Below are 20,888 nucleotides of genomic sequence, written 5' to 3'. Positions count from 1 at the left end.
TCGTCCGTGACGGAGTTCGCCGTGTGGGCACCCGACAGGAACCGCGTCAGCGTGCTGGTGGGTGAGCAGCGGATCGCGCTCGACCCCGCCCCGGGGGGCTGGTGGCACACGGACCAGCCCGACCACGGGCACGGGACCGACTACGCGTTCCTGCTCGACGACGACGCCACGCCGCTGCCCGACCCCCGCTCCCGCTGGCAGCCGAAGGGGGTGCACGAGCGCTCCCGCGTCTACGACCACGACGCGTTCTGGTGGACCGACGAGACCTGGACCGGCCGGGCGCTGGCCGGGTCGGTGCTCTACGAGTGCCACATCGGCACCTTCACCGACGGCGGCACGTTCGACGCGGCGATCGGCCGGCTCGACCACCTGGTCTCCCTCGGGATCGACCTGGTCGAGGTGCTGCCGGTCAACGCCGTCGACGGCCCGGTGAACTGGGGCTACGACGGCGTCGGCTGGTACGCCGTCACCGAGAACTACGGCGGCCCGGACGCCTTCAAGCGCTTCGTCGACGCCTGCCACGCCCGCGGCCTGGGCGTGGTGCTCGACGTCGTCTACAACCACCTCGGCCCGTCCGGGGCCTACCTCGACCGGTTCGGCCCGTACTTCGCCGGCTCCAACATCTGGGGCCCGTCGCTGAACCTCGACGCCGCGGGCTCCGACGAGGTCCGCCGGTACATGATCGACAACGTGCTGATGTGGCTGCGCGAGTTCCACGTCGACGGGCTGCGCATCGACGCCGTCCACGCGCTGCGCGACACCCGGGCCCAGCACGTGCTGGAGCAGCTCGTCGTCGAGGTGACCGCGCTGGAGGCACACGTCGGCCGCCCGCTGTCGCTGATCGCCGAGTCCGACCTCAACGACCCGAGGATGATCACCGCCCGGGAGGGCGGCGGGCACGGCCTCGACGCCCAGTGGGCCGACGACGTCCACCACTGCCTGCACACCGTGCTCACCGGCGAGTCCCAGGGCTACTACGGCGACTTCGCCGAGGCGGGCCTCGACGGGCTCGCGCACGTGCTCACCCGCGGGTTCCTGCACGAGGGCACCTGGTCGTCGTTCCGGCGGCGCAGCCACGGCGCCCCGATCGACACCGCCCGCATCCCCGGCTCGCGGCTGGTCACCTACCTGCAGAACCACGACCAGATCGGCAACCGCGCCACCGGCGACCGGCTCACCCACACGCTGTCCCCCGGCCTGCTGGCCTGCGGCGCGGCGCTGCTGTTCACCTCCGGGTTCACCCCGATGCTGTTCATGGGCGAGGAGTGGGGCGCGCGGACGCCGTGGCAGTTCTTCTCCCGCTTCGGCGACCCGGGCCTGCAGAAGGCCGTCCGCGACGGCCGTCGCGCCGAGTTCGCTGACCACGGCTGGGACGACGCCGCCGAGGTGCCCGACCCGAACGCCGGGTCCACCTTCACCGACTCCCGGCTCGACTGGTCCGAGCCCGAGCAGGAGCCGCACGCGACGCTGCTGCGGATGCACCGCGAGCTCATCGCGCTGCGCCGCGCCTGGCCGGAGCTGTCGGACCCGTGGCTGGACCGGATCGGCGTCGACGTCCACGAGCAGGCGCGGACGCTCGTCGTCGCCCGCGGCCGGATGCGGGTGGTGGTGAACCTCGGTCCGGAACCGGTGACGCTGTCGCTCGGGTCGGAGATCACCCGGATCCTGCTGGCGTCCGAGCCGACGACGAGTGACGGCTCCTCGTTCACCGTTCCGGCGGAGGCGTTCGCCATCTGCCGCGTGGCTAGCTAGCCGAGTCCGCCTGCGGCGCGCCGCGCCCGGTCGTCGCGCGAACGACTGTGCTGTTCATCGTCGCAAAGGTTCCGGGTCTGACCCCGGAGCGCATGTAGTCCCTCAACGGACCTCCTACAGGAACCGGCGGCCGCCCGTGATCCAGAAGAATCATTCTCGCCAGGGAGAGCGCCAGTCTGCCGACGGTGTCGTTGAGAAGGTGTCGGTCGACGACCCCGCACACCTCGACATCCGCGTCAGCGATGTGGACGGCATAGTAGGGGCTGCCCGCAGGAAGCTCTTCCAACGCTGTCGCGATATTGCCGATGACGGTCCGCACGCCCGCCTCGGGAGATCTTGCGAGCTCGCGTAAGGCGTCAGCATAGACGACGGCCGCGCGACGTTCGATATTCGCGCCGTAGGAGATGACCACGACTACTCGTCCGTCGAGTTGGCGACGACCGAGCTGTAGGCCCTCCAACAGACTCAGGGGCGGAATTCCGATCACATGATCTCTTGTCGTGCCGTCCACATCAGCCTGGATGGTCGCCACCCTCTTCGAAGCGTCGTCAGGGATCCCGCCCCGATACCTGAAGTCGACATTCCCGTGACCGATGGCATCCGCCACCATCGACCCCAGTAGCTCACCGTATCCCCACGGTGGAGAGCAGACGAGGATCGTCCGTTCGCCCATCATGGGACTCGTCACCAGCGGGGGCCGGCACGCCTCCTGCTCGGGAACTTGAATCACGAGATCGGGAGGATTTGGCCAGTCATGCACCTCGGCCACTCTCCAGTACAATCCCAGTGAATCCCAGACGTGGCCGAGCAGGTCGCTCTGGACATACGACCTGGTCTCCTCGTACGTCCAACTATCCAGCTCGTCCGGACGGATCAGGCCAACATAGTGGTGATACGTCACCCGAAAAGCCCTACCTCGATGGGCGGACCGGAGTCGGATCTCCCATTCCACGCCTGACAAGGACAACTCGTTGACCACCTGCGCGACAAGCGACGAGTGCACGAGCATGGATGCTTGAGAAAGCGACTGTCGCGTGCGCTCTAGGCCGTCACGCAATTCGCGCGCAGCCTGACTGAGCGAAATCGCATTGATGACCTGCTCAGGCACCACGCCCGCGGTGGCCAATAGTTCGACCTCCGACATGCGAGCCAGGTCAGCCAAGCCGGTCCAATAGTCGAAGATCGAGACTTTCGGTACATGACGTCCATCGAGCCAGGAACGGAAGGTGCCCGTAGCGATCCCCAGCCGCCGAGCGGCTTCTTCCATCGAGACGTTCCTGCTCCGCATTCCGCGACGTACGGCGTCGGCCCAGCTCTGCCCTCTCCACACCGCTCAGCAAAGTAGCCGTCGCGGCAGGAACCTGCCAGGTTCGACACGCTGTCACTGGGCTGACTCTGATGAGACCGAACGCTCACCCGATCGAAGGGCGTTGAGCGGCGGATCCCGGGAAGGAGAACCCGACATGATCGTCCTGGTACCACTCCGCACCATCATCAGATGCACCGCATGGCTGACGTTGATCATCGCCCTGCTCTTACTGCTGTTGCTGTCGTGATCACGTCCGTGGTGGGGGTGGCCAGTCAGCACCCCCACCATGTCGACGCCCATGTCCTCGACGGATACGCGGCAGGGCCGGTCTGTCGACAGACCGGCCGATCTCCAGTTCAACCTGCCCGACTCGAACAGACCAGGACCGGACCGGACCGATTAACAGCATCTCGCCCGGCAGCCCATCGAGGCCATCCGCGCCGACAGGATCGAACTCGGCGGCCTGGGGGGGTGTCGTCCGGGCCTGACCGAGAGAGCTTGAGACCCCTGGGAGCGGAGCGGTGCACCCCGACCACTGGCCTCGGCGATCGTGCGCAGGCATCCCCGCCGCGAGGATCCTCGAACCGCGGAGCTGCCGGACCACACGCCGCGGTCGGCGTCAGGTGGGCTGCGTCGGCGGGTCCTGATGGGCCGCGTGATTGTCTGCGGCTCCGCCACGTCATGCGGCGACGAGCAGCTGACCGTCCGGGTCAATGCGCGCCCCCTCCGGAGTGCGGGATCCCCGCGCCTGGGCCCAGACCCGGACTGCACCCACCCGCTCGACGACGGCACCGACGCTCGCTTGGCATGACCTGGACGCACCGCGGCCCCGCACCCGTGACGGGTGCGGGGCCGCGGTCCGTGTGCGGTCGGCTCAGATGAGGCCGAGCTTGGCGACGGTGTCGCGCTCCTCGACCAGCTCCGCGACGCTCGCGTCGATCTTCCCGCGGGAGAACTCGTCGATCTCCAGGCCCTGGACGATCTTCCACTCACCGTTCTCGGAGGTGACCGGGAACGAGGAGATGATGCCCTCGGGGACGCCGTAGGAGCCGTCCGACGGGATCGCGGCGGAGGTCCAGTCGCCGGCCGGGGTGCCGTTGACCCAGTCGTGGACGTGGTCGATGGCGGCGTTCGCGGCCGACGCGGCCGAGGACGCGCCCCGGGCCTCGATGATCGCGGCGCCGCGCTTGGCGACGGTCGGGATGAAGTCGTTCTCCAGCCACTCCCGCTCGACCTGCTCGGCGGCGATCTTGCCGCCGACCTCGGCGTGGAAGAGGTCCGGGTACTGGGTGGCCGAGTGGTTGCCCCAGATCGTGAGCTTGCTGATCTCGTCGAGGCCGACGCCGAGCTTCGTCGACAGCTGCGCCAGCGCGCGGTTGTGGTCGAGGCGGGTCATCGCGGTGAACCGCTCGGCCGGGACGTCGGGCGCGGAGGCCTGGGCGATCAGGGCGTTGGTGTTGGCCGGGTTGCCGACGACGAGGACGCGCACGTCGTCCGCGGCACCGGCGTTGATCGCCTTGCCCTGCGGGCCGAAGATGCCGCCGTTGGCCTCGAGCAGGTCGCCCCGCTCCATGCCCTTGCTGCGGGGACGGGCGCCGACGAGCAGCGCGACGTTGGTGCCGGAGAACGCGGCGTTCGCGTCGTCGAAGATGTCGATGCCGCGCAGCAGCGGGAAGGCGCAGTCGTCGAGCTCCATCGCGGTGCCCTCGGCGGCCTTCACGGCCTGCGGGATCTCCAGCAGGTGCAGCTTGACCGGGGTGTCGGGCCCCAGCAGCTGCCCGGAGGCGATCCGGAAGAGCAGCGCGTAACCGATCTGGCCAGCGGCTCCGGTGACGGTAACGGTAACGGGGGTAGCAGACACGCCACGGACCTTAGCCCTGATCGCGCCCGCGTACCGCGACGGGGAGCACACCCACCGCCGCGCGTGGCGGGAACCACACCGCCGGTAGCGTGGGCCGGGATGCGTGACGTCCCGGTGACCGGTCGTGCACCGGCGCCGGATCTGGCCCGCGGTGCGGCGCTGCTGCTCATCGCCGTCGCGAACGTGCACACCTTCGTCACCCACCGCGGCATCGGGGTGCGCGCCTACCCGCTCGACCCGACCGGCGTCGACGCCTGGCTCGCCGCGGCGCAGCCGACCCTGGTCGACGGCCGGGCCTACCCGCTGTTCGCGCTGCTGTTCGGCTACGGCATCGCCGGGCTCGCCTGCCGTGCGGTCCACGCCGGTGCCGGGCCCGACCAGGTCCTGGCGTTGGTGCGACGCCGGGGCGGGGCGCTGTTCGCCGTCGGTGCCGTGCATGCGGTGCTGCTGTGGCACGGGGACTTCGTCGCCGCCTACGGGCTGATCGCAGTGGTGCTCGCGCCGGTGCTGGTCCGCGGGTCGACCGCGGTGCTGGTGCTCACCGGGGTGGCGGCGACGACACTGCTGGCGCTGCTCTACGCCCCCGTCGCGCTGACCCGGTCCGACGCGGCGTCGGCGTCGCCGTCGCTGGTCGCGCCGGACGTGCTGGCGGCGGCGGTGGAGCGCTTCGGCGAGTGGCTGTTCGGCAACCTGCTGATCAGCGCGGTCGGGCTCCTGGGGGCGGCGGTCGCGGGGGTCCTCGTCGCCCGCGCCGGGTGGCTCGACGCCCCGGCCCGGCACCGTCGCACGCTGCGCCGGGTCGCCGTCGCGGGGATCGGGGCCGGGGTCGTGGGCGGCCTGCCGCTGGGGCTGGTCGCCGCCGCGGTGTGGACGCCGTCGGAGCCGGTGGCCCTCGCGGTCGGGGTGCTGCACGCGGTGACCGGCTACGCCGCGGGCGCCGGGTACGCGGCGCTGGCCGGGCTGGTCGTCGCGCGGTGGACACGGTCCGCCGGCGCGGTGCCGGACGGCCCCGGGGCCGTGTACCGGTTCCCGGGCGACGCAGGACCGGTGCCGGGCGGGTGGGTCGCCCGCGCGCTGGTCGCGCTGGGGCGGCGCTCGCTGAGCGGGTACCTGGCGCAGTCGGTGGCGTTCGTGACCCTGTTCCCGGCCTGGACGCTCGGGCTCGGTGCGGGCCTGCCGCTGTGGGCGGCGACGCTGTGCGCGGCCGGGGTGTGGCTGGTGACCGTCGTCGTCGCCGTGGTGGCGGAGCGCCGTGGCCACCGCGGCCCGGCCGAGGTGCTGCTGCGCCGGCTCACCTACGGCCGATCCCCGGCTCCGGCACGCCGCCCCGCCGGACCATGATCGCCGGGAGTGGAGCGCCGGACGCACTCCGCTGCGCTCCGCACTCCACTCCCGGCGATCATCGTGCGGCGCGGCCGGGCTCGCGGGGCGGGTGGCGGTCTAGGCTCCCGACATGAGCGGCACCGACCCCGCCGACCGGCCCGGACCGGACGAGCCGGCGCGGCCGGACCCGCCCGGGGCGGCCGGAGCGACGCCGTCGTGGCAGGGCGCCCCGGGGTTCTCCGGGGTCGACCCCGGTTCCGTCCCGCCGCACGCCCCGCTGCCGGGGGCGCCGCCGTACCCACCGGGTACGGAGCCGGAGCGTGCCGCGGTCGCCGACCGGTCCCCGCAGCCCCCGGGCGTCGCCGCCGTGCTCCCCCGCTGCGTCGCCACGGTGGCCGGTTGGGTCGCGGTGGCGCTCCTGCCGGCCCTGTTCACCGGGGTCGGGTCGTGGCCGCTGCGTGGGCTCGCGCTGGTCGTGCCGTGGGGGCTCGCGGCCCTGGCGCTGGTGTTCCCGGCGCGGCGCGGGGTCGGCCCCGGTGGGCTGGTGGCGCTGGCGTTCGCCCCGTTCTGGCTGGTCCACGCCCTCCTGGTCGGTCTGCTCGGCTGGTGAGACCGGCCCCCCGGGGCCGGCGCACCGGCCGACCTCGGCGGGACCCCGCCGGGCCCGGTCGCACCGTGCCCTCCGGAGCCGGCCCGGGGACCCGCGACGATCCAACCGACCGCACGCTGACGTCCCCGCCGCGGGCGCCCCGCCCTCCGGGGACGCAGCACCCCACCGGGGCACCGCACCCGGGCGGGAGCACCGCACCCGGGCAGGAGCGCCGCACTCCGCACTCCACCAGGGACACCGCACCCACACAGGGGCCGCGCTCCACCTGGGACACCGCACCCCGCGCGGGGCCGTCGCACCCACCGGGGAGGGTGCGACGACCGCACGAGCGGTGCGCCGGCGCACCGGACGCGGGCGGTGCGCACCCCGCCGCTCCCCACGCCCGGTCCGGCGGGTCACCCGCGACCCCGGCGTCGGGCGTCGCGGTCCGGTGGTCGTGACCACGCGGACGCAACGCCCCGCGCCGCACCCGCCGAGGCGGCCGTCGCACGGGAGATGCCGCAGCTCGTCGCGCCCGGACCGTCGGCCGACGACCCCCTGCCACGGATGGCGCCGGGATACTGCGTCGCGCAATGATGCCGATCACTCATTCATCGCCGAGGAGGTCCTGGTGGACGGTCACGACCCGCAGGTGCTGCAGATGGCCGACGTCGCCGACCGGTGGGTGGTGCGGTGCGACTGCGGGTGCGGGGTCCTCACCCAGTACGCCTCACGGGACGAGGCCGAGGACGCGGCGGAGCGGGCCCGCGCCGAGATCGACCCGCCGACCGGGCCGGAACCTGCGATCGACGACGTCATCGAGGACGACGGCGGGCGGGCCCCCGAGCGCATCTGACCGCAGCGGCAGGGCCGGTCCCGGCCGGTCGGCACACCGGGCCGGTCCCGGCCGGTACAGCACGCCGGTCCCGGCCGGGTCGGCACACCGGGTCGGTTCCGGCCGGTAAAGCACGCCGGTCCCGGCCGGTCGGCACACCGGGCCGGTTCCGGCCGGTACAGCGCGCCGGTCCCGGCGGGCCGATCACACCGGACCGGCCACAGCCGGCGGATCGCGACGGGCCGCCCGCGACGGGCAGGCCGAGTCGGGCAGGCCGAATCGGGACGTCACATCGGGACGGCCGCGACCGGCCGATCGCCGTCGGCCGGTCGCGACGGGTCAGTCCCGGCGCCGCGCGGTGATCACTCCGGTGTCGAACCCGGCCAGGTGCAGCCCGCCGGCGAAGCGTGCGTGCTCCACCTTGAGACACCGGTCCATCACCACGGTCAGGCCGGCGGCCTCCGCGCGGCGGGCCAGCTCCTCGTCGAACAGACCGAACTGGAGCCAGAACGTCGACGGTGCCGGGTCCAGGGCGAGCACCTCGTCGAGCACCCCGTCGAGGTCCTCGGGGCGGCGGAACACGTCGACCAGGTCCGGCACCACCGGCAGCTCGGCGAGCGAGGGGTACACCGGGCGCCCGAGGATCGTGGTCGCGTTCGGGTTGACGAAGTAGACCTCGAAACCGGTCGAGGCCAGCAGGTAGGTGGCGACGAAGTTGCTGGCCCGGGCCGGGTTCGGGCTCGCCCCGACGACGGCGACGGTGCGGGTGTCGCGCAGGATCTGCTGCCGCCGCCACGCGGGCGGGTTCTCCCAGGTCACGCGGTCTCCTTCTGCGAGGCGGTGAGTGCCTGGTCGAGGTCCCAGACGATGTCGTCCGGGTCCTCCAGCCCGACCGAGATCCGGATCATGTCCTCGGGGACGCCGGCGTGCTCCAGCTGCTCGGTAGTCAGCTGCTGGTGGGTGGTGGACCCGGGGTGCAGGACGAGGGTGCGGGCATCGCCGACGTTGGCGAGGTGGCTGCACAGCTGCACCGACTCGATGAACCGCGCCCGGCCGCCCGGCCACCACGCACCCCGAACGCGAACACCGCGCCCGGCCCTGCGGGCAGGTACCGGCGAGCCCGCTCGTGGTGAGGGTGCGACGGCAGGCCGGGGTGGGTCACGTACTCCACCCGCGGGTCGGCCTCGAGCCACTCGGCGACCTTCTGCGCTCCTCCGACGTGGGCCTCCATCCGCTGCGGCAGCGTCTCGACGCCCTGCATCAGCAGGAACGCCGAGTGCGCGGACAGCGTGGCGCCGACGTCGCGCAGCTGCTCGGCACGCAGCTTGGTGAGGAACCCGAGCTCCTGGAAGTTGCCCCACCAGGTGAGCCCGCCGTAGGACGGGACCGGCTCGGTCATCCCGGGGAAGCGGCCGTTGCCCCAGTCGAAGCGGCCGGACTCGATCACGACGCCACCGAGGGTGGTGCCGTGCCCGCCGAGGAACTTGGTCACGGAGTGGATCACGATGTCCGCGCCGTGCTCCAGCGGTCGGCACAGGTAGGGCGTCGCCAGCGTCGCGTCGATGATCAGCGGGAGCCCGGCCGCGTGCGCGACCTCGGCGAGCCCGGCGATGTCGGCGACCTCGCCGCCCGGGTTGGACACGACCTCGGCGAAGACGAACTTGGTGTTGTCGCGGATCGCGGCGGCGTAGTCGGCCGGGTCGGTGCCCGGCACGAAGGTCGTGTCGACGCCGAAGCGGCGCAGCGTCACGTCGAGCTGGGTGATGGTGCCGCCGTACAGCCCGGCCGCGGCGACGGCGTGGTCCCCCGCCCCGGCGAGCGCGGCGAAGGTGAGGAACTCGGCGGCCTGCCCGCTGGCCGTGCACACCGCGCCGATGCCGCCGTCGAGGCTGGCCAGGCGCTCCTCCAGCGCCGCCACCGTCGGGTTGGCGATCCGGGAGTAGATCAGCCCGTACTTCTGCAGCGCGAACAGCGCCGCGGCGTCGTCGGTGTCGCGGAAGACGTAGCTGGTCGTCTGGTGGATCGGCACCGCCCGGGAGCCGGTCGCGGCGTCCGGCACCGTCCCCGCGTGCACGGCCCGGGTGCGGAAGCCCCAGGTCCGGTCCGGTCGGTCGCCGCGCGGTCCCGACGGTTCGCTCGCAAGCTCGCTCACACCCCCATCCTGCCCCGGCTACAGGTGGTCGCGCAGGAAGGCCCGCACCCGCTCCGTCGCGTCCGTCGCCGACGGCTCGTGGTACTCGGCGTGCAGCGGTGTCCGGCGTGCCACCGCGCCCTTCACACCCGGCGTGCGCGTCATGAACGAGTGCCCGGCCTCGGGGTAGACGACGACGTCGTGCGGGATCCCCCGCTCGGTCAGGTCGGCCTCCAGGCGCTGCGGGTAGCCGTCGGCGAACTGCGCGTCCCGCCCACCGAAGCTGGCGACGACCGGACAGACCGGCTCCACCTCGACGCCGGCGCGGCCGTAGAACGGCACCGCGACCCGGTACAGACCGCTCTGGGACAGCAGCATGGCGAACCCGCCGCCCATGCAGAACCCCATGACCCCGATCCGGTCGGCGTCGACGGTGGGTTGGTCGGCCAGCCAGCGCCGCGCGGACTCGCAGTCGCCGAGCGCGGCGCCGCGGCCGGTGGCCGTCGTCGCCACCGTCGAGGCGACGCACAGCGGCGTCACCCGGCCGCGGGCGAACAGGTCCGGGATCAGCACGGTGTAGCCCTCGCGGGCCAGCTCGCGGGCGACCCGCCGCATCTCCGGGGTCATCCCGAAGATCTCGTAGATCATCACGATCGCCGGGCCCGGGGTGGTGGCCTCGGGGCGGGCCAGGAAGCCGGGCAGCCTGCCGCCGTTGACGCTGGGCAGTGAGATCTCGGACTCGACCGTCATGGGCGTGCGTCCCTCCCGGCGCGCGGGACCCGGACGAGTCCCTCCTGCATGGTGGTGGCGACCAGACGGCCGTCGGCGGTGAAGAAGCGGCCGCTCGCGAGGCCGCGCCCGCCGGACGCGGCAGGCGAGAAGCACGAGTAGAGCAGCCACTCGTCGGCGCGGAACGGCGCGTGGAACCACATCGCGTGGTCCAGGCTCGCCATCTGCAGCCCGGTCCGGGGCACGTCGTGGCGGGCGACGACCGACCCCAGCAGGGTCAGGTCGCTGGCGTAGGTGAGCAGGCACACGTGCAGCAGCGGGTCGTCGGGCAGCTCGCCGTCGGCGCGCAGCCACAGCCGCATCGGGTCGTCGGACGGACCGGGGTGGTCCTGCGACCAGGACGGCTCGTCGATCAGCCGGATGTCCAGCGGGCGCGGCAGCCCGGCCATCCAGCCGCCGTCGCCGCGGGCGGCGCGGGTGCCGAGGTCGTCGACGGCGTCCGGCGCGGGGAGGTCCGAGGGCATCGGCTGGGAGTGCTCCAGACCGTTCTGCGGCAGCTGGAACGACGCCGACAGCGAGAAGATCGGCTCGCCGCGCTGGATGGCGAGCACCCGGCGGGTGGTGAACGACCGGCCGTCGCGGACCCGCTCGGTCTCGTAGACGATCGGGATGCTCGGGTCCCCGGGCCGGACGAAGTAGGCGTGCAGCGAGTGCACGCCCCGCTCGGCCGGCACCGTGCGGCCCGCGGCGACCAGCGCCTGGGCCGCGACCTGCCCGCCGAACACCCGCGGCAGCGACACCGGCGGGCTCACCCCGCGGAAGAGGTTGTCCTCCAGCCGCTCCAGGTCCAGCAGCGCGACCAGGTCGTCGAGGACGGCCTGGCCGCGCGGTTCACCGTCGGCTGCGGTCTGCGCGGTTGCGGAATCGGCGCTCACGGTCGGTGAGTATGCCCAACCGGGCTCAGGCGTGGTCGTCCTCGCCCAGGCGGTGCACCCGGATCAGGTTGGTGGAACCGACCGTGGAGGGCGGCGTCCCGGCGACGACGACCACCAGGTCACCCGGCTTGAACCGGCCGATCGACAGGATCGCGTGGTCGACCTGGCGGATCATCGCGTCGGTCGAGTCGACCTTGTCGACCAGGAACGTCTCGACGCCCCAGGTCATCGCGAGCTGGCTGCGCACCGCGGGCTCCGGGGTGAACGCCAGCAGCGGGAGCCGGGAGTGCAGCCGGGCCAGGCGGCGCACCGTGTCACCGGACTGGGAGAACGCGACCAGCGCGCGCGCCGAGAGCCGCTCGCCGATGTCGCGGGCGGCGTAGGACAGCACGCCACGCTTGGTGCGGGGCACGTGGTTGAGCGGCGGTACGTCGGCCGGGCCCGCCTCGACGGCCTCGACGATCTCGGCCATCGTCCGCACGGTCTTGATCGGGTAGCGGCCGACGCTGGTCTCACCGGACAGCATCACGGCGTCGGTGCCGTCGAGGACGGCGTTCGCGACGTCGGAGGCCTCGGCGCGGGTCGGGCGCGAGCTGGTGATCATCGACTCCAGCATCTGGGTCGCGACGATGACCGGCTTGGCGTTCTCCCGGGCGATCTGCACCGCGCGCTTCTGCACCAGCGGCACGTTCTGCAGCGGCAGCTCCACGCCCAGGTCACCGCGGGCGACCATGATGCCGTCGAAGGCGAGCACGACGGCCTCGAGGTTGTCGACGGCCTCCGGCTTCTCCAGCTTCGCGATCACCGGGACGCGGCCGGCGCCGGTGTTGTCCATGATCTTGTGGACGAGGTCGATGTCGGCGGGGCTGCGCACGAACGACAGCGCGACGACGTCGACCCGCAGCGACATCGCGAACTCCAGGTCCGCGATGTCCTTGTCCGACAGTGCGGGCACCGAGATGTTCATCCCGGGCAGCGACAGGCCCTTGTTGTCCGAGACGGGGCCGCCCTCGGTGACCCGGCAGACCACGTCGTTGCCGTCGACGGCGGTGACCCGCAGGCCGACCTTGCCGTCGTCGACGAGCATCCGGTCGTCGACCTGGGCGTCCTGGGCGAGGCCCTTGTAGGTGGTGGAGACGCGGTCGCGGGTGCCGGCCACGTCGTCGACCGTGATCCGCACCTCCTCGCCGGTGGCCCACTCGGTGGGCCCGTCGGTGAAGCGGCCGAGCCGGATCTTCGGGCCCTGCAGGTCGGCGAGGATGCCGACGGCGCGCCCGGTCGAGTCGGCGGCGTCGCGGACCATGTCGTAGACGCGCTTGTGGTCGGCGCGGTCCCCGTGGCTGAAGTTGAGCCGGGCCACGTCCATGCCCGCTTCCACGAGGTCACGGATCCGGTCCGGGTTCGCCGTGGCCGGACCGATGGTACAGACGATCTTGGTTCGACGGGTCACGGCTATCAGGGTAGCGCTGTCTGGAACGATCAGGACGACGGGAACCCGGCCCGTCGGGTCCGGTCCGATGGTGTTCGTCCCGGCGGTCACCGGTGGAGCAGACTGGGGGCGTGCGCGTCCAGCCGTTCGTCCTGTCGGTCCTGTTGAGCCTGGTGGTCCTGTTCACTCCGGCGTCCGGGGTCCCGACGGCACCTCCGGGCACCGACAAGCTCGTCCACCTGCTGCTGTTCGCGTTGCTGGCGTGGACCGGGCGGGCCGCCGGGATCCGGGTGTGGCCGCTGCTGGGCGGGCTGGTCGTCTACGCCGCGGCGTCGGAGGTCGCGCAGGCCCTGCTGCCGATCGGGCGCAGCGGGGACGTCCTCGACGCGCTCGTCGACGTCGCCGGGGCGGCGCTCGGGGTGGGGCTGGCCGTGCTGGTGGCGCGCCGCCGGCCGGGCCACGAGACGTCGTCGCGGCTCTGAGGAGGGCCGGCCTCCCCCGGCCCGGCGGCCGCGCGCGGGACCCGGTCGGGCCGGCTCAGCCGGAGGGGCGCTGGGTGGCGTCGGCGAACCGGGCCAGGGTCGCCGCGATCGCGCGGGTGTAGCGGTCCAGCTTCACGGTGTCGACGTTGCCGATCCGGTCGCAGGCCGCGTGGTAGCAGCCGTCGTAGGCCTGGCCCGCCTCACCGCCCCAGAGCTGGGCCTGGGAGCGGGACTTGGTGTCCTCGTCGCCGGTGACCGCGCCCGCCACCGGGATGCCGACCTCGGCGAAGGGGCCGTCGTCGTCGCCGTAGAGGCCGATGGTCTCCGGCTGCGGGGCGCCCGCCGCGGCCAGCTCCTCGGCCAGCACCGAGGCGACGACACCGGAGCCGGACGGGCCCCGTTCCTCGTCGTCCTCGCCGCGGCCGCCCTGCACGAAGTAGCCGCCGTTGGGTGAGCCGAGCATGTCGGCGTTGAGGTAGAGCAGGTGGTGCTCGCGCTCCTCCTCCGACAGGGACCGTACGTAGCCGGTCGAGCCCTGGAGGTCGTCCTCCTCCGAGCCCCAGAACCCGAAGGAGACGGTGGCGCCGACGCCCGGCTGCGGACCGAGCGCGGTCGCCGCGGCGAGCAGCCCGGCGATGCCGCTGCCGTCGTCGTTGATGCCGGGGCCGGCCCGCACGGAGTCGAGGTGGGCGCCGGCGAGCACGATCCGGGCGGGGTCGCCGCCGCGGGTGCGGGCGACGACGTTGCGCAGCTCACGGCCGTCCCCGGCGTCGTAGGTGGGGGTGGTGACGTCGAACCCGGCGTCGCGCAGCACGCCGGCGACGTAGTCGACCGTCGCGTCGTAGCCGGGTGTCCCGGCGGCGCGGTTGCCGCCGTTGTCGTCGGCGATGCGTTCCAGGACCTGCAGGTGCGGCGCCGCGGCCTCACCGGTCGCGGCGCCCGTGACCTGCTCGGACAGCGCCCCGGCGGGCGGCGGTGCGGTGGCGGGCCCGGCGGCGGTGCACCCGGCGACGACGAACGCCGCCGTCACCAGCGCCAGCAGCACGTCACGGGTGTGCCGGTCCCGCGTCCGCCCCTGCACTCCCATGGCCACTCCCCCGTGCGTCGACCCGGACGACGCCCGTCCGTCCTCGGTGTTCGTACCCCGGCCGTCGTCCGGATCACCGCGCCGTTGTCGACCGTGTCACGGAAGACCGCCCGGCGCTGTCCGGACCGTCCGCGCGGCACGGCGGCACGGCCCGGCGACACGGCCCGGCGACTCGGTCCGGCGACACGGCCCGGCGGCGGCGCGGCAGCAGCCCGGCGGCGGCACGACCGGCCCGACGGCGCAGGGAACGGCACGGGGAACGGCACGGCCGCGGCGGGTCAGCGGCGCGGGAGCTCGCTGGGACCGACGTGGTCGTCGAGCCACTCGGTGACCGGCCGGGACGCCCGCCACACCGTGCGGACCCGGTCCCGGGCCCGCGGGCCGTGCAGCACGTCGCCCGGCGGCCACCGCCGGGACACGTAGATCCCCTTGTGCCGCAGCAGGTCCAACCGGGGGTGGTCGGGGGCCGTCCCGCGCGGGCGGGTCTTCAGGGTCGTGCCGTCGACGGTGAGCCCGGTGGCGCGGGCGGCGTCGAGACGGGCCCGCAGGTCCTCGCCGCGGCGCTCGTCGTCGACGCTCTCGCGGTAGCGGGTCAGCTGGTCGGGCGCCATGTAGTAGTAGCCGCCCGCGGCGAGCATCCCGTCGGCGGACACCTCGACGTAGAACGGCTCGGTGAAGCCGCCGCAGTGGGTCTTGTACGGCGTCTTGTCCGCCGCGAAGCGGACGTCGCGGTACGGGCGGAACACCGTGCCCGCACCGAACTCCGGTTCGAGGTCGGCGAGCAGGGCCGTCATCGGGCCGCGGACGTCGTTCTCGTAGACCGCGCGCTGGTCGGTCCAGTACGCCCGGGAGTTGTCGGCGAGCAGGCCGTCGTAGAACTCGACGGCGCCCTCGCCGAAGCCCGCGAAGGCGCTCACGCGTCCTCGCGCTCCTGGGGCGTGTCCGGGCCACCGCTCGACACCCCGGCTGCGTCCGGCTCCGGGTCGGGCGGGGTGTACTCCTCGCGGCCCCGCCGGGCGAACGCGACGTACAGCACCGCCCCGACGAACACGACGGCCGCGACGACGACGTTGATCCGGATGTCGCCGAACACCCGGGTCGCCGGGTCGGTCCGCATGATCTCGATGAAGAACCGGCCGAGGGTGTAGCCCGCGACGTAGAGCGCGAACACCCGGCCGTGGCCCAGCCGGAACCGGCGGTCGGCCAGCACGATCAGCGCGGCGACGACGAGGTTCCACAGCAGCTCGTAGAGGAACGTCGGGTGCACGACCGCGATCGGTGTCGGGTCGAGCGCGACCCCGCCGAGCGGGTCCTCCAGCCCGGTTGCCGGGTCGACCCGGCGGTAGATCTCCAGGCCCCAGGGCAGGGTGGTCGGGCCGCCGTAGAGCTCCTGGTTGAACCAGTTCCCGAGCCGCCCGATCGCCTGGGCGACGACGATGCCGGGGGCGACCGCGTCGGCGAACAGCGGCAGCGGGACGCCGTGGCGGCGGCAGCCGATCCAGGCGCCGACCCCGCCGAGCGCGATGGCGCCCCAGATGCCCAGGCCGCCGTTCCAGATCTCGAGCGCGCCCCACGGGTCGCCGCCGGGGCCGAAGTAGGTGCGCCAGTCCGTCGCGACGTGGTAGAGGCGCCCGCCGAGCAGGCCGAACGGCACCGCCCAGACCGCCACGTCGAGCACCGTCCCGGCCCGCCCACCGCGGGCCTGCAGCCGGCGCTCGCCCCACCACAGCGCGACCGCGATGCCGGCGATGATGCACAGCGCGTAGGCCCGGATCGGGATCGGGCCGACGTGCCAGACACCGCGGTCCGGGCTGGGGATCGAGGCCGGCAGGCTCGCGGCGAGCGTGGCGAGCACGCTCAGCCGCCGTTGCGGCTGCAGGACGGGTGGAACCCGGCCGCGACCAGCCCGCGGACCGCGGCGGCCGGGTCGCCGCTGGTCACCAGGCCCTCGCCGACCAGCACCGCGTCGGCACCCCAGCCCGCGTAGGTGAGCAGGTCCCCCGGGCCGCGGACGCCGGACTCGGCGACCTTCAGCACGTGCGACGGCAGGCCCGGCGCGATCTCGCCGAAGACCGACCGGTTCACCTCGAGGGTGTGCAGGTTGCGGGCGTTGACGCCGATCAGCGTGGCGCCGGCCTCCAGGGCGCGGTCGCACTCCTCCTCGGTGTGGACCTCGACCAGCGGGGTCATCCCGAGGGACTCGATACGGTCGAGCAGCGAGGCGAGCACCGGCTGCTCCAGCGCGGCGACGATCAGCAGCACGACGTCCGCACCGTGCGCACGGGCCTCGTGGACCTGGTACGGCGTGACGACGAAGTCCTTGCGCAGCAGCGGGGTGTCGACCCGGGCGCGGACGGCGTCGAGGTCGGCCAGCGAGCCGCCGAAGCGGCGCTGCTCGGTGAGCACGCTGATCACCCGCGCGCCGTTGGCGGAGTAGGCCTCGGCGAGGTCGGCCGGGTCGGGGATGTCGGCGAGCGAGCCCTTCGACGGGCTGGCCCGCTTCACCTCGGCGATCACGCCGACACCCGGCTCGCGCAGGGCCGCCATCGCGTCCCGCGGCGGCGGCGCGGCCGCGGCCCGCCGTTTGATCTCGGCGAGGTCGACGACGCTCTCGCGCCCGGCGAGGTCCTCCCGGACCCCGTCCACGATGGACTCGAGGACGCTGGGTACGCGACCCGGCGTCCCGTTCGGGTGTCCGGCAGTACCGGCAGTGCCCGTAGTGCTCACAGGGCCGACTCCTCCTCCGCTCGCGCGTCGCCCGGACGTCGAGGTCATGCTAGTTCTCCCCCTCACGCGGGCCGACGGTCGGGTCGCCGCCGGCGTCGAGCCGTTCCCAGGCCGCCCGGTCGGGGTCGGTCGGTGTCGTGGCCGCCTGCGTCCCCGGTGCGGCGTACCGGGCGCCGAGTCGTGGCAGCCGCGGCTCGCGGACCACCAGCAGCACCGCCGCGGCGAGCGCGACGACCCCGCCGGCGACGGCCAGCCAGGGCCACGGCGTCGCCGAGACCGCGCCGGAGCCCGCGGGGGCGTTCGGGGCGGTCAACCCGGAACGGGCCGAGGCCAGCTCCACCGCCGACGGCGGCACGGCGACCAGCCGCAGGGTCAGCACCACCGCGGCCACCCCGGCGAGCCCGACCAGCACGCCCAGCACGCGGCGGGCGATCCCGGACAGCGCGACCAGCGCGGCGACGGCCGCCACCAGCAGCGCCGCGACCGCGGTGACCGCGGGCTGCAGCTGCGCGCCGGTGGCGCCGAGCTCGACGGTGCCGCGGGTCGTGGTGGGCACCTCCAGCACGAACCACTCGGCCGCCCCGGCGCCCCACAGCGCCCCGGCGCTGAGCAGCAGCCCGAGCACGGTCAGGCCGAGTGCCCGCCGGTCGGTGCGGTCCGCCGCGGGCGCGGTGGCCCCGTCGTCGCCGGGCGCCGTCACGCGCTGCCCAGGGCCGGCGGGGGTGACACGGACCCGGCCGCGGCGACGGCCGAGAGCACCGCCCGGGCCTTGTTCAGGCACTCCATGTCCTCCGCGGCCGGGTCGGAGTCGGCGACGATCCCGCCGCCCGCCTGCACGTACGCGGTCCCGTTGCGGATCATCGCGGTGCGGATGGCGATCGCCGTGTCGGCGTTGCCCGCGAAGTCGAGATAGCCGACGATGCCGCCGTACTGGCCGCGCCGGGTCGGTTCCAGCCGGTCGATGACCTGCATGGCCCGCACCTTCGGCGCCCCGGACAGGGTGCCGGCCGGGAAGCAGGCGACGACGGCGTCGAACGCGGTGCGGTCGCCGCGCAGCAGCCCGGTCACCGTCGACACCAGGTGCATGACGTGGCTGTAGCGCTCGATCTCGAAGAAGTTCCGCACGGTCACCGTGCCGGGCTCGCACACCCGGCCCAGGTCGTTGCGGCCGAGGTCGACGAGCATCAGGTGCTCGGCGCGCTCCTTCTCGTCGCCGCGCAGCTCCTTCTCCAGGAGCCGGTCCTCCTCGTCGGTCGCGCCACGCCAGCGGGTACCCGCGATGGGATGGGTGGTGGCGCGCCCGTCGAGCACGCTGACCAGCGCCTCCGGGCTGGACCCGACGATGGAGAACGGCGGCCCGCCCGCCGCGTCGTCGAGACGCAGCAGGTACATGTACGGGCTCGGGTTCGTGGTGCGCAGGATCCGGTAGACCTCGAGCGGGTCGGCGTCGCACTCCATCTCGAAGCGCTGCGACAGCACGATCTGGAACGCCTCACCGGCGCGGATCTGCTCCTTGGCGTCCTCGATCGCGGCGTGGTGCTGCTCGGGGGTGCGCCGGCGGAGGAACTCCGGGCGGGTCGGGGTGTACACCGCGACCGAGCTGGGCGCGGGCACGGCGAGCTCCCCGGTCATCCGCTCGAGCCGGGCGACGGCGTCGTCGTAGGCCTGGTCGACGCGCTCGTCGGTGGCGTCCCAGTTGATCGCGTTGGCGATCAGGGTGACGGTGCCCTCGTGGTGGTCGAGCGCGGCCAGGTCGGTGGCCAGCAGCATGACCAGCTCGGGCAGCGCCAGGTCGTCGACGGCCGGGTCGTCCGGGTCGGCGATGCGCTCGACGCGGCGGACGATGTCGTAGCCGAGGTAGCCGACCATGCCGCCGGTCAGCGGCGGGAGCCCGGGCAGCGGCTCGGAGTGCAGCTCGGTGACCACGGTGCGCAGCGCGTCGAGCGGGTCGCCGGTGGTGGGCAGGCCGTCGGGCACCTCCCCGGTCCAGACCAGCTCGCCGTCGACGGCGGTGAGCGCGGCGGCGCTGCGGGCCCCGACGAACGACCACCGCGACCAGGACCGGCCGTTCTCGGCGGACTCCAGCAGGAACGTGCCCGCGGTCCCGCCCGCGAGCTTGCGGTAGACCCCGACCGGGGTCTCGTCGTCGGCCAGCAGCCGCCGGGTCACCGGGATGACCCGGTGCGCGCGCGCCAGCTCCCGGAACTCCTCACGGGTCGGGCTCACCGCGCCCAGGGCGGCGGCCGCGGGAACCGCGGGGGCGGGGGCCCCGGTCGTCGTCGCGCCACCGGATGCGTTCTGGGTCCGCTGGGTCATGCGACTCATTGTCCCCGAGCAGTGACGGCCGCCCTCGCGCGGGTGAGGATGGGGCGCATGACCGAACCGAGCGCCACCGCACCCCCGGACCCGGGGGCGCCGCCACGGCGTCGTGGCCGCCGGTCCGGCGGCGCGGACACCCGGGCCGGGCTGCTCGCGGCCGCCCGCGCCGAGTTCGCCGACCGCGGCTTCGACGGCGCCACGGTCCGCCGGATCGCCGAGCGGGCCGGGGTCGACCCGGCCATGGTGAACCACTGGTTCGGCGGCAAGGAGAAGCTGTTCCTCGCCGCGCTGGACCTGCCCATCGAGCCCGAGCAGGTCCGTGAGCGCGTGCTGCGCGGTCCGGACGACGCCGTCGGCGAGCGGATCGTGCGCACCTTCCTGACCGTGTGGGACACCGGCGGCGGCGCCCCGATGGCGGCGATGCTGCGCAGCGTCGCGGGTCACGAGGCCGCGGCCCGGATGCTGCGCGAGTTCGTCGGCAAGGCGATCCTGGTGCCGGTCACCCGCGTGCACTCGCCCGACCGGCCCGACGAGCGGGGCGCACTCGTCGCCGCGCAGCTGATCGGGATCGGCATGATCCGCTACGTGGTGCGGCTGGAGCCGCTGGCCTCGGCGCCGCGCGAGGACGTCGTCGCCGCGGTCGGGCCGACCGTGCAGCGCTACCTGACCGGGAACCTGGGGTCGACGAACCCCGAGGAGTAGGCGGCGACGACCGCCTGGGTCCGGCCCCGCGACCCGGTCTTGGCCAGCACCGCGGCGACGTGGGTCCGCACCACCGCCACACCCAGTGCCAGCTCCCCGGCGATCTCGGCGTCGGACAGCCCGCGCGCCATCAGCCGCAGCACCCCGCCCTCCCGTGCGGTCAGCCCGGCGGCGGTGAGCCGGTCGCCGTCGTCGGCGGCGAACCCGGCCACGAGCTCGCGCACCGCCGCCGGGAACAGCAGCGACTCCCCCGCGGCGACGGTGCGCACCGCCCGGAGCACGTCGCGCGGCGGGGTCCGCTTCAGCAGGAAGCCACCGGCCCCGGCGCGCAGCGCGTCCAGGACGTACCGGTCGTGGCCGAAGGTGGTGAGCACCAGCACCCGGGGCGGGTCGGGGCGGCGCAGCAGCACCCGGGCCGCGGTGCCGTCGTCGTCGGCGGGCATGCGGACGTCGGCCAGCACGACGTCGGGCCGCAGCCGGGTGACCAGGCCGGGGACCGCGGCGCCGTCGGCGGCCTCGCCGAGGACGGTGATGCCGGGGTCGGCGTCGAGCACCGCGCGCAGCCCGGCGCGGACCGGTTCCTCCTCGTCGGCCAGCAGGACGCCGACGCTCGCGTCGCTCGTCATCGCTCCCCTCCGTACGCCGGTCACCGTCCTACCGCGCCCGTCGGCGTGTCCC

19 protein-coding genes and 1 pseudogene are annotated in these 20,888 nt (G+C 74.0%); 6 read left to right on the top strand and 14 right to left on the bottom strand.

Translation table 11 applies throughout. The features are described 5' to 3' along the window. Nucleotides 1-6 precede the first annotated feature (6 nt). Entirely contained in the window at nt 7-1,752 is a 1,746-nt protein-coding gene (treZ, locus tag WHI96_RS10370) for a malto-oligosyltrehalose trehalohydrolase (RefSeq protein ID WP_345649383.1), read from the top strand. Here the strand turns inward: treZ and WHI96_RS10365 are convergent. Continuing rightward, entirely contained in the window at nt 1,745-3,019 is a 1,275-nt protein-coding gene (locus tag WHI96_RS10365; protein WP_345649381.1) for an XRE family transcriptional regulator, read from the bottom strand. The two genes, treZ and WHI96_RS10365, sit on opposite strands and share 8 nt — an antisense overlap. 916 nt (nt 3,020-3,935) lie before the next feature. Beyond that, nucleotides 3,936-4,922, bottom strand: a complete 987-nt coding sequence (locus WHI96_RS10360) for a malate dehydrogenase (RefSeq protein ID WP_345649379.1) — start codon at nt 4,920-4,922, stop codon at nt 3,936-3,938. A gap of 99 nt (nt 4,923-5,021) precedes the next feature. Between WHI96_RS10360 and WHI96_RS10355 the strand changes: the two genes are divergently transcribed. From WHI96_RS10355 to WHI96_RS10345, 3 genes are all read left to right on the top strand, one after another. Beyond that, on the top strand, nt 5,022-6,263 hold the full coding sequence (locus tag WHI96_RS10355) for a DUF418 domain-containing protein (protein WP_345649377.1): 1,242 nt from the start codon (nt 5,022-5,024) through the stop codon (nt 6,261-6,263). A 112-nt stretch (nt 6,264-6,375) separates the two neighbouring features. Further along, nucleotides 6,376-6,855, top strand: coding sequence for a hypothetical protein (locus WHI96_RS10350; protein WP_345649375.1), 480 nt, complete (start codon nt 6,376-6,378; stop codon nt 6,853-6,855). A 610-nt stretch (nt 6,856-7,465) separates the two neighbouring features. Next, the gene (locus WHI96_RS10345) at nt 7,466-7,690 is read left to right on the top strand and encodes a hypothetical protein (protein WP_345649373.1); all 225 of its coding nucleotides are present in this window, start codon (nt 7,466-7,468) and stop codon (nt 7,688-7,690) included. 318 nt (nt 7,691-8,008) lie between these two features. Here the strand turns inward: WHI96_RS10345 and WHI96_RS10340 are convergent, their stop codons facing one another. The 5 genes and pseudogenes from WHI96_RS10340 to pyk all read right to left on the bottom strand — a co-directional run bounded on the left by WHI96_RS10340 (nt 8,009) and on the right by pyk (nt 12,914). Further along, entirely contained in the window at nt 8,009-8,488 is a 480-nt protein-coding gene (locus WHI96_RS10340; RefSeq protein ID WP_345649371.1) for a CoA-binding protein, read from the bottom strand. Next, nucleotides 8,485-9,821: pseudogene (locus WHI96_RS10335) on the bottom strand (O-acetylhomoserine aminocarboxypropyltransferase/cysteine synthase family protein). Before WHI96_RS10335 ends, WHI96_RS10340 begins: the two are co-directional and overlap by 4 nt. Nucleotides 9,822-9,839: 18 nt before the next feature. Beyond that, nucleotides 9,840-10,550 (bottom strand): dienelactone hydrolase family protein, encoded by a 711-nt coding sequence (locus tag WHI96_RS10330; RefSeq protein ID WP_345649369.1) that lies wholly within the window; start codon nt 10,548-10,550, stop codon nt 9,840-9,842. Continuing rightward, on the bottom strand, nt 10,547-11,464 hold the full coding sequence (locus WHI96_RS10325) for an acyl-CoA thioesterase (protein ID WP_345649366.1): 918 nt from the start codon (nt 11,462-11,464) through the stop codon (nt 10,547-10,549). The genes WHI96_RS10330 and WHI96_RS10325 overlap by 4 nt, the downstream gene beginning before the upstream one ends. Nucleotides 11,465-11,489: 25 nt before the next feature. Then, complete coding sequence (pyk, locus tag WHI96_RS10320; RefSeq protein WP_345649363.1) at nt 11,490-12,914, bottom strand: pyruvate kinase; 1,425 nt, start codon at nt 12,912-12,914, stop codon at nt 11,490-11,492. A gap of 110 nt (nt 12,915-13,024) precedes the next feature. On the opposite strand from pyk, the gene WHI96_RS10315 reads away from it, so the two are divergent. Next, a complete protein-coding gene (locus WHI96_RS10315; RefSeq protein ID WP_345649361.1) occupies nt 13,025-13,375 on the top strand; it encodes a VanZ family protein in 351 nt (116 codons plus the stop codon). A 55-nt stretch (nt 13,376-13,430) separates the two neighbouring features. Here the strand turns inward: WHI96_RS10315 and WHI96_RS10310 are convergent, their stop codons facing one another. From WHI96_RS10310 to WHI96_RS10285, 6 genes are all read right to left on the bottom strand, one after another. Further along, the gene (locus tag WHI96_RS10310) at nt 13,431-14,462 is read right to left on the bottom strand and encodes a M28 family peptidase (RefSeq protein WP_345649358.1); all 1,032 of its coding nucleotides are present in this window, start codon (nt 14,460-14,462) and stop codon (nt 13,431-13,433) included. 278 nt (nt 14,463-14,740) lie between these two features. After that, nucleotides 14,741-15,379, bottom strand: coding sequence for a DUF2461 domain-containing protein (locus tag WHI96_RS10305; protein WP_345649355.1), 639 nt, complete (start codon nt 15,377-15,379; stop codon nt 14,741-14,743). After that, nucleotides 15,376-16,317: a prolipoprotein diacylglyceryl transferase gene (gene lgt / locus WHI96_RS10300; RefSeq protein WP_345649352.1), complete on the bottom strand. Its 942-nt coding sequence runs from the start codon at nt 16,315-16,317 to the stop codon at nt 15,376-15,378. The genes WHI96_RS10305 and lgt overlap by 4 nt, the downstream gene beginning before the upstream one ends. Nucleotides 16,318-16,319: 2 nt before the next feature. Then, a complete protein-coding gene (gene trpC, locus WHI96_RS10295; protein WP_345649349.1) occupies nt 16,320-17,189 on the bottom strand; it encodes an indole-3-glycerol phosphate synthase TrpC in 870 nt (289 codons plus the stop codon). Nucleotides 17,190-17,238: 49 nt separating this feature from the next. Further along, complete coding sequence (locus WHI96_RS10290; RefSeq protein ID WP_345649346.1) at nt 17,239-17,889, bottom strand: Trp biosynthesis-associated membrane protein; 651 nt, start codon at nt 17,887-17,889, stop codon at nt 17,239-17,241. Beyond that, nucleotides 17,886-19,505 (bottom strand): anthranilate synthase component I, encoded by a 1,620-nt coding sequence (locus WHI96_RS10285; protein WP_345649343.1) that lies wholly within the window; start codon nt 19,503-19,505, stop codon nt 17,886-17,888. The genes WHI96_RS10290 and WHI96_RS10285 overlap by 4 nt, the downstream gene beginning before the upstream one ends. Before the next feature lie 57 nt (nt 19,506-19,562). Here WHI96_RS10285 and WHI96_RS10280 point away from each other — a divergent pair, with 57 nt between their 5' ends. Continuing rightward, nucleotides 19,563-20,210, top strand: coding sequence for a TetR/AcrR family transcriptional regulator (locus tag WHI96_RS10280; protein WP_345649341.1), 648 nt, complete (start codon nt 19,563-19,565; stop codon nt 20,208-20,210). Here WHI96_RS10280 and WHI96_RS10275 read toward each other — a convergent pair. Further along, nucleotides 20,168-20,836, bottom strand: coding sequence for a response regulator (locus tag WHI96_RS10275; protein WP_345649339.1), 669 nt, complete (start codon nt 20,834-20,836; stop codon nt 20,168-20,170). The genes WHI96_RS10280 and WHI96_RS10275 overlap by 43 nt on opposite strands. Nucleotides 20,837-20,888: the final 52 nt, after the last annotated feature.

Source organism: Pseudonocardia tropica (assembly GCF_040105315.1).
GTDB lineage: Bacteria > Actinomycetota > Actinomycetes > Mycobacteriales > Pseudonocardiaceae > Pseudonocardia > Pseudonocardia alni.
This window is presented reverse-complemented; position numbering and strand designations above follow the sequence as displayed.

Excerpts from the sequence above, each read along its gene's own strand:
- WHI96_RS10355 (WP_345649377.1), top strand. The coding sequence starts at position 5,022 with ATGCGTGACGTCCCGGTGACCGGTCGTGCACCGGCGCCGGATCTGGCC.
- WHI96_RS10275 (WP_345649339.1), bottom strand. The coding sequence starts at position 20,836 with ATGACGAGCGACGCGAGCGTCGGCGTCCTGCTGGCCGACGAGGAGGAA.
- WHI96_RS10350 (WP_345649375.1), top strand. The coding sequence starts at position 6,376 with ATGAGCGGCACCGACCCCGCCGACCGGCCCGGACCGGACGAGCCGGCG.
- WHI96_RS10365 (WP_345649381.1), bottom strand. The coding sequence starts at position 3,019 with ATGGAAGAAGCCGCTCGGCGGCTGGGGATCGCTACGGGCACCTTCCGT.
- WHI96_RS10280 (WP_345649341.1), top strand. The coding sequence starts at position 19,563 with ATGACCGAACCGAGCGCCACCGCACCCCCGGACCCGGGGGCGCCGCCA.
- WHI96_RS10330 (WP_345649369.1), bottom strand. The coding sequence starts at position 10,550 with ATGACGGTCGAGTCCGAGATCTCACTGCCCAGCGTCAACGGCGGCAGG.
- WHI96_RS10310 (WP_345649358.1), bottom strand. The coding sequence starts at position 14,462 with ATGGGAGTGCAGGGGCGGACGCGGGACCGGCACACCCGTGACGTGCTG.
- WHI96_RS10285 (WP_345649343.1), bottom strand. The coding sequence starts at position 19,505 with ATGACCCAGCGGACCCAGAACGCATCCGGTGGCGCGACGACGACCGGG.